The 8,022-nt window shown below is 73.0% G+C and carries 5 protein-coding genes; 2 read left to right on the plus strand and 3 right to left on the minus strand.

Annotated features, from left to right (window positions below; all coding sequences use genetic code 11):
• Nucleotides 1-59: 59 nt before the first annotated feature.
• Complete coding sequence (gene pta / locus QRT05_RS11465) at nt 60-2,162, plus strand: phosphate acetyltransferase (protein WP_289447361.1); 2,103 nt, start codon at nt 60-62, stop codon at nt 2,160-2,162.
• On the plus strand, nt 2,159-3,409 hold the full coding sequence (locus QRT05_RS11470) for an acetate/propionate family kinase (protein ID WP_289447362.1): 1,251 nt from the start codon (nt 2,159-2,161) through the stop codon (nt 3,407-3,409). The genes pta and QRT05_RS11470 overlap by 4 nt, the downstream gene beginning before the upstream one ends.
• Nucleotides 3,410-3,446: 37 nt before the next feature.
• Here the strand turns inward: QRT05_RS11470 and QRT05_RS11475 are convergent, their stop codons facing one another.
• The 3 genes from QRT05_RS11475 to QRT05_RS11485 all read right to left on the minus strand — a co-directional run bounded on the left by QRT05_RS11475 (nt 3,447) and on the right by QRT05_RS11485 (nt 7,729).
• Nucleotides 3,447-5,093 carry a succinic semialdehyde dehydrogenase gene (locus tag QRT05_RS11475; protein WP_289447363.1) on the minus strand — a complete coding sequence of 549 codons (1,647 nt, stop codon included), beginning with the start codon at nt 5,091-5,093 and terminating at the stop codon, nt 3,447-3,449.
• Between the two features lie 45 nt (nt 5,094-5,138).
• Nucleotides 5,139-6,233 carry a fatty acid desaturase family protein gene (locus tag QRT05_RS11480; protein ID WP_289447364.1) on the minus strand — a complete coding sequence of 365 codons (1,095 nt, stop codon included), beginning with the start codon at nt 6,231-6,233 and terminating at the stop codon, nt 5,139-5,141.
• 371 nt (nt 6,234-6,604) lie between these two features.
• Nucleotides 6,605-7,729 (minus strand): GuaB3 family IMP dehydrogenase-related protein, encoded by a 1,125-nt coding sequence (locus QRT05_RS11485; RefSeq protein WP_289447365.1) that lies wholly within the window; start codon nt 7,727-7,729, stop codon nt 6,605-6,607.
• Between the last annotated feature and the right edge of the window lie 293 nt (nt 7,730-8,022).

Below are 8,022 nucleotides of genomic sequence, written 5' to 3' on the forward strand. Positions count from 1 at the left end.
GGCCGGACCGCGGCCCCCCCACCCCGCCACCTTCAGCACGACTACAGGAGCCGCCACCCGTGGCACGCACCATCTACGTCGCCTCGCCCGAGGGCGACACCGGCAAGTCAGCCGTCGCACTCGGGCTCGTGGACCTCCTGAGCCGGACGGTCCAGCGCGTCGGCGTCTTCCGTCCGGTCGCCCGATCCACCGAGACCAAGGACTTCGTGCTCGAGCTCCTGCTCGAGCACGACGGCGTGGACCTCGAATACGACGACTGCATCGGCGTCACGTACGAGGAGCTGCTGCCCGACCCGGAGGCCGCGCTGGCTCGGATCATCACGCGCTACCACGAGGTGGCGCGGCAGTGCGACGCCGTCGTGGTGGTCGGCACCGACTACACCGACGTCGCAGGCGCCACCGAGCTCGCCTACAACGCCCGGATCGCCGCGAACCTCGGGGCACCCGTCGTGCTGGTCCTCAACGGCCGGGGACGCCACGCGGACGCGATCCACCAGGGCGCGACGGTGGCGGTCGCGGAGCTGCACGCCAACCACGCGCAGGTCGCCGCGATCGTCGCCAACCGCACGGCGTCGGGGAGCCTCGACGAGGTGCGCGACGCGCTCAGCACGCCGGAGATCCCGGCCTGGGCCATCCCCGAGAGCCCTCTGCTGACCGCACCCACCGTGCGCCAGCTCATGGACGCCGTCGGCGGCGAGCAGATCGGCGGCGACGCCGACCTGCTGGCCCGCGAGGTGCTCGACGTCCTGGTGGGCGCGATGTCCATCGAGCACCTGCTCGACAGGCTCGCCGACGGTGCGGTGGTCATCGCTCCCGGTGACCGCGCCGACGTGCTGCTCGGCCTGCTGCTGGCGCACCAGGCCGACGGGTTCCCCAGCCTGGCCGGCATCATCCTCAACGGCGGCTTCCGCCCCACCCCCACCATCACCCGGCTGCTGGAGGGCATCGGCTCCCGGCTGCCGATCATCGCCACCAACCTCGGGACGTTCCGCTCGGCCAGCGCCGCGGCGCTCACGCGCGGGCGTCTCACGGCCGACTCGCAGCGCAAGGTCGACACCGCGCTCGCACTGTTCGAGCAGCACGTGGACGGCTCGTCGCTGCTCGCGGCGCTCGACGTGGTCCGGCCCGAGGTCGTGACGCCGCTCATGTTCGAGTACGAGCTGCTCGACCGCGCCCGCGCGGACCGCAAGCACATCGTGCTGCCGGAGGGGAACGACGACCGCATCCTGCGCGCCGCGTCCACGCTGCTGCAGCGCGGCGTCGCCCGGCTGACGCTGCTCGGCGACGAGGCGGCCATCCGCACCCGGGCCACCGAGCTGGGGCTGGCGCTGGACGACGCCGCGGTCATCGACCCGCACGACGAGGCGTGGGTCTCGCGCTTCGCCGACGAGTACACGACGATGCGCGCCCACAAGGGCATGACCGTCGACCGCGCGCGCGAGATCGTCCCGTCCGTGTCCTACTTCGGCACCATGATGGTGCAGCTCGGTCTCGCGGACGGCATGGTGTCGGGCGCCGCGCACACCACGGCGCACACCATCAAGCCGTCGTTCGAGATCATCAAGACGGCGCCGGGCGTCTCCAACGTGTCGAGCGCGTTCCTCATGTGCCTCGAGGACCGCGTGCTCGTCTACGCCGACTGCGCGGTGATCCCGGACCCCACGGCGGAGCAGCTCGCGGACATCGCCATCTCCTCGGCCAGCACGGCCGAGCAGTTCGGCATCGAGCCGCGCATCGCGATGCTGTCCTACTCCACGGGCGAGTCGGGCACGGGCGCCGACGTCGACAAGGTGCGGCAGGCCACCGCGCTGGTCCGCGAGCGCCGGCCGGACCTGTCCATCGAGGGGCCCATCCAGTACGACGCGGCGGTGGACGCCTCGGTGGCGCAGACCAAGCTGCCCGACTCCACCGTGGCCGGCCGCGCGACCGTGTTCGTCTTCCCCGACCTCAACACGGGCAACAACACCTACAAGGCCGTGCAGCGCTCGGCCGGCGCCATCGCGATCGGCCCCGTGCTCCAGGGTCTGCGCAAACCCGTCAACGACCTGTCGCGCGGCGCGCTCGTGCAGGACATCGTCAACACCGTGGCCATCACGGCCATCCAGGCTCAGTCGCTCTCCGCCTCGGAGGCTCAGCCGCGCTCGGAAGGGGACCAGGCATGAGCCAGGGCACCGTGCTCGTCGTCAACTCGGGCTCGTCGTCGATCAAGTACCAGCTGGTCGACCCGGTGGGGGGCCGCGCGGTCGCCTCGGGGGTCGTCGAGAGGATCGGCGAGGAGACCGGATCGCTGACACACACGTCCGGCGACACGAAGGTCACGCGCGACGAGCCGATCGCCGACCACGCCGCGGGCATGCGCGCCATCCTGGCCACGTTCGAGGAGGCCGGCCCCGACCTGTCGTCGGCCGGGGTGCTCGCGGTGGGGCACCGCGTGGTGCACGGCGGGTCCGTGTTCTCGACCCCCGCGCTCGTCGACGACGACGTGGTCGCGCAGATCGAGGCGATCTCCCCCCTGGCCCCGCTGCACAACCCCGCCAACGTCACGGGCATCCGCGTCGCGCGCGAGCTGCTGCCGCACGTGCCCCACGTGGTCGTCTTCGACACCGCCTTCTTCCACGGGCTGCCCGAGGCGGCGTCCACGTACGCGATCGACCGCGACGTCGCCCGCGAGCACGGCGTGCGCCGCTACGGGTTCCACGGCACGTCTCACCACTACGTCTCCCAGCAGGTCGCCGGCTTCCTGGGCCGGCGCGTCGAGGACCTCAACACGATCGTGCTGCACCTGGGCAACGGCGCGTCGGCCTCGGCCGTGCGCGGCGGCAAGGCGGTCGAGACGTCGATGGGCATGACGCCGCTCGAGGGCCTCGTCATGGGCACGCGCTCCGGCGACATCGACCCGGCGGTCATCTTCCACCTGCAGCGGAACGCCGGGCTGTCGGTCGACGGGATCGACGACCTGCTCAACCGCCGCTCGGGGCTCAAGGGCCTGGCCGGGGAGAACGACCTGCGCGGCCTGCACGACCTGGTCGCGCAGGGCGACGCCGACGCGCAGCTCGCGCTCGACGTGTACGTGCACCGCCTGCGCAAGTACGTCGGCGCCTACACGGCCGTGCTTGGGCGCGTGGACGCGCTCGTGTTCACCGCGGGCGTCGGCGAGAACGACGACATCGTGCGCGAGCTCACCTGCGCCGGCCTCGAGCCCCTGGGGTACGAGCTGGACCCGGCGCTCAACGAGGGGCGCAAGAAGCAGCCGACGGTGGTGTCGCGCGACGTCAGCCGCGCGACGATCGTCGTCTACCCCACCAACGAGGAGCTCGCGATCGCCCGCCAGGCGCTCGAGGTCACGGAGGCCGCCGGACTGACCGGCGAGGGCTCGGACGAGGCCCCCGCCGCCACGGGGCACGCCTGACGGCGCGCGCGTCGCGCCCGACGGCGCGCCGGGCCCGTCAGGGCAGGCGTGCCGCCTTCATGGCACGGAGCAGCTCGGTGAACACCGCCGGCCAGGTCTCCGCGCCCAGGCCGTACAGGCGCCCGAGCCCGATGCGCGGGCCGCGGCCCCCGACGAGGCCGTGCACGCCGTGCTGCACCGCGACCGACTGCAGGCGCGTGGTCTCCCACAGCCCCTCGCGGCCGTGCCGGACTCCGATGCCCGAGGCGCCCACGCCCCCTTGCGGCGCCGCGACCGAGCCCCACGTGGCCACGTAGCCCTCGTTGACGTTCACGCTCCCGGCGTGCACGCGGCGCGCGAGGGCCGCGCCCCGGGCGGTGTCGGCCGTCCAGATGCTCGCGTTGAGGCCGAACTCGCTGTCGTTCATGGCGGCCACCGCCTCGTCGTCGGAGGACACCCGGTACAGGGCCACGACCGGCCCGAACGTCTCCTCGCGAGCGAGGCGGGCCTCGGCCGGCACGTCCGCCAGGATCGTCGGCTCGTAGAACCAGGGGCCCAGGTCCGTGCGGTGCACAGCGCCGGCCAGGACGGTGGCACCGTGGCCGATCGCGTCCTCGACGTGCTCCACCACGGTCGCGAGCTGGGCGGCCGACGTCAGCGAGCCGACGTCGGCCCGGTAGTCGAGACCCGCGCCGAGGCGCAGCGCGCGCGTGCGACGGGCGAAGGCCGCGGCGAACTCGTCGTACACCTCCGTGCGCACGTAGATCCGCTCGATCGAGACGCACACCTGGCCCGTGCCGACGAAGCAGGCCCGCACGGCTCCCTCGGCCACCGCCTCGATGTCGACGTCGTCCGCGACGTACATCGGGTTCTTGCCGCCCAGCTCGAGCGTGGCGGGGACCAGGCGGCCGCCCGCCTGGGCGGCGACCACCCGGCCGGTGCGGGTGGAACCCGTGAACGAGACATGGTCGACGTTCTCGACGACGGCCGCGCCCACGGTGGGCCCGTCGCCCACGACGATCTGCAGCAGACCCTCCGGGAGCCCCGCCTCCTCGAGCTGCTCCGCCGCCCACAGGCAGGTGAGCGCGGTCTGGGGGTCGGGTCGCAGGATGACCGCGTTGCCGGCGACCAGCGCGGGCAGCACGTCGCCGATGGTCAGCGTGAGGGGAAAGTTCCACGGCGCGATGATCCCGACGACACCGACGGGGTGGCGCAGCACCTGGACGGAGGTCAGGGCGGGCACGAGCCCGCCGACGCGTCGCGGCGCGAGGTAGCGGCGTGCACGCGCCGCGTAGTGCCGCGCGACGAGCGCGATGTCGCAGATCTCCTCGAACGCCGAGACCCGGGCCTTGCCGTTCTCCAGCTGGATGAGGTCGAGCACGTCGCTCTGCCGCTCGAGCATCAGGTCGTGCAACCGGGACAGCACCGCGGTGCGCTCCCGCAGCGGTCGGGCGGCCCAGAGCCTCTGGGCCGCGCGGGCGGCGCGCGCGGCCCGCGCCACGTCGTCGGGGGTCGAGAGCGGGATCGCGGCGATGGGTGCACCGGTGAACGGTGCGAGCGACGTGTGCGTCGCCGCGCCGGGCGACGCGACGACGCGCGCCAGCAGCGGCCTGACGTCGTCCGGCTCCAGCACGTAGGTGGCGAGCGGGTCGGTCTCCGGGTCGTGCAGCTCGGCTGATCCGGGTCCGTGCGGGTCGTGCGCCATGCCGGTCAGGGTACGCGCGCCGCCTGGGCGCGAAGCACCGACGCGCTAGCGCAGCTGCTGCACCATCGGGCAGTCCCAGGGGTCGCGGGACTTCAGCCCGACCCGGTTGAGGTAGGCGACGACGATCGCGTACGAGCGCATGAGCGAGGTCTCGGCGTACGGCACGCCGCGCTCACGGCAGAAGTCGCGCACCATCGGCTGCGCCTTGCGCAGGTTCATGGACGGCATGCTCGGGAACAGGTGGTGCTCGATCTGGAGGCTGAGCCCACCGGTGAGCAGCGACATCACGCGACCGCCGCGGATGTTGCGGCTGGTCAGCACCTGGCGGCGCAGGAAGTCCATCCTGGCGCCGCGCGGGATGATGGGCATGCCCTTGTGGTTCGGTGCGAAGACCGCACCCATGTACACACCGAAGATGCCGAGCTGTACACCCAGGAACGCGAGCGCCATGGGGGGCGACAGGAACCAGAAGACGAGGGCGAGGTAGCCGCCCAGGCGCAGCGAGACGAGCACGAGCTCGATGGGCCGACGCTTGACCTCGCCGCGACCCAGCAGCGTCCGCACACCGGAGACGTGCAGGTTCAGGCCCTCGAGCAACAGCAGCGGGAAGAACAGCCAGCCCTGGTGCCCGACGAACCACCGGCGCAGCCCCGTGCGCACGATCGGGCCGTCCTCGGTGTGGAAGACCACGACGTCGTTCTTGATGTCGGGATCGGCGTCGACCTGGTTGGGCTTCGCGTGGTGCCGGCTGTGCTTGTGCTGCCACCAGCCGTAGCTCATCCCCGCGTACAGGTTGGCGATGACCAGGCTCGCCCAGTCGTTCCACTGCCCGGACTTGAAGATCTGCCGGTGCGCGGCGTCGTGGCCCAGGAACATCACCTGCCCCAGCACAACGGCGAGGACGGCCGCGACCGCCAGCTGCCACCACGACTCGCCGATGAGCACTACGGCGGCGACCACGGCGCCGAGCAGCGCCGTGAGGACGAAGAAGCGAGTCCAGTAGTAGCCGTACCGACGTCGCATGAGGCCGGAGGCGGTGACGGCCTGGCTCAGCGCGGTGTACTCGCTGACGTTCCGCTCGCGCGCCGTGAGGCCGTCACTGGCGGTCGCGGGGCGGACGGGTGCGGTGGTGGGGGTCATGATGACTCCGCTCTGGGGCTGCCCGGGGGCAGGTGCGTGCAGATGGGCGTGACCTCACCCGAAGGGCACGCGCACCCCCTGGGGTGCAGGCCGTCCGGCGGACTGCCGGGCTGGGTGCCCGGCACTACGTCGATCATGACCTACAGATCGGTTCCGTGCCGAAGTTCGGCCACACGTGCACGCGACGTCCACCGGACGCATACGTCGCATCCGGTGCCCCGGCTACCCCGGCGTTGGCTCCTGGGTGCCCTGGCGTTGGCGCCTGGGTGCCCCGGCGTTGGCGCCTGGGTGCCCTGGCGTTGGCGCCTGGGTGCCCTGGCGTTGGCTCCTAGGTGCCCCTGGCGTTGGCGCCGGTGCGTCTGGGGTCCGCCTCAGTGCGGCTGGTACGGCGAGACGACGACCTCGACCCGCTGGAACTCCTTGAGGTCGGAGTACCCGGTCGTGGCCATCGCGCGGCGCAGCGCGCCGATGAGGTTGAGCGTCCCGTCCGCGGTGTGACCGGGGCCGAACAGAATCTGCTCCAGCGTGCCGGACGTCCCGACCTCGACGCGCTCGCCGCGGGGCAGCTTGGCGTGGTGGGCCTCGGGTCCCCAGTGGTAGCCGCGGCCCGGCGCGTCGGTGGCCCGGGCCAGCGCGGCGCCCAGCATCACGGCGTCGGCGCCGCACGCCACGGCCTTGACCAGGTCGCCCGACCGGCCGACGCCGCCGTCGGCGATCACGTGGACGTACCGGCCGCCCGACTCGTCGAGGTAGTCCCGTCGCGCGGCCGCGACGTCCGCGACGGCCGTGGCCATGGGCGCGTGGATGCCGAGCGAGGTGCGCGTGGTGTGCGCGGCGCCGCCGCCGAAGCCCACGAGCACGCCCGCGGCACCGGTGCGCATGAGGTGCAGCGCGGCGGTGTAGGTCGAGGCGCCGCCCACGATCACCGGGACGTCGAGCTCGTAGATGAACCGCTTGAGGTTCAGCGGCTCGGCGTTGCCGGAGACGTGCTCGGCGGAGACGGTGGTGCCGCGGATGACGAACAGGTCGACGCCGGCGTCGACCACGGCGCGCCAGAACTCCTGCGTCCGCTGCGGGGACAGGGCACCGGCCACGGTCACACCCGCGTCGCGCACCTGGCGCAGCCGCTCGGTGATGAGCTCCGGGCGGATGGGCGCCTCGTAGATCTCCTGCATGCGGGCCGTGGCGCGCGCAGGCTCGAGCGATGCGATCTCGGTGAGCAGCGGCGTGGGGTCGTCGTACCGCGTCCACAGGCCCTCGAGGTCCAGGACGCCGAGACCGCCCAGCCGGCCGAGCGCCACCGCGGTGTCCGGGCTCATGACCGAGTCCATGGGCGCCGCGACCACCGGCAGGTCGAAGTGGTACGCGTCGATCTGCCAGCCGACCGAGACCTCCTCGGGATCGCGCGTGCGGCGCGAGGGCACCACGGCGATGTCGTCGAAGGAGTACGCCCGGCGGCCGCGCTTGCCGCGCCCGATCTCGATCTCGTTGCTCACCGGCCCAGGCTACCGGGACCCACCCCCACCCCCGAACCCGCCCGGCAACCGCCCGCCCTCCCACCACCGACCGCGGGTCGGACGACGCGATTGCGCGCCGCGCGCGACCCGCGCTCGGGGCGCACGACCCGCGGTCGGCGACTAGGCCGGCTCCTGGGGCGGCCTTCGTGGCGCGCTGGACAGCGGCGCGATCCCGGGGGCGCTCGACCCGTCATCGGCCCCCCCATTCGCCGACCGCGGGTCGGACGGCGCGAGCGCGCGTCGCGCACCACCCACGCTCGGGGCGCACGACC

It is taken from the genome of Cellulomonas edaphi (assembly GCF_030362815.1).
Taxonomy (GTDB): domain Bacteria; phylum Actinomycetota; class Actinomycetes; order Actinomycetales; family Cellulomonadaceae; genus Cellulomonas; species Cellulomonas edaphi.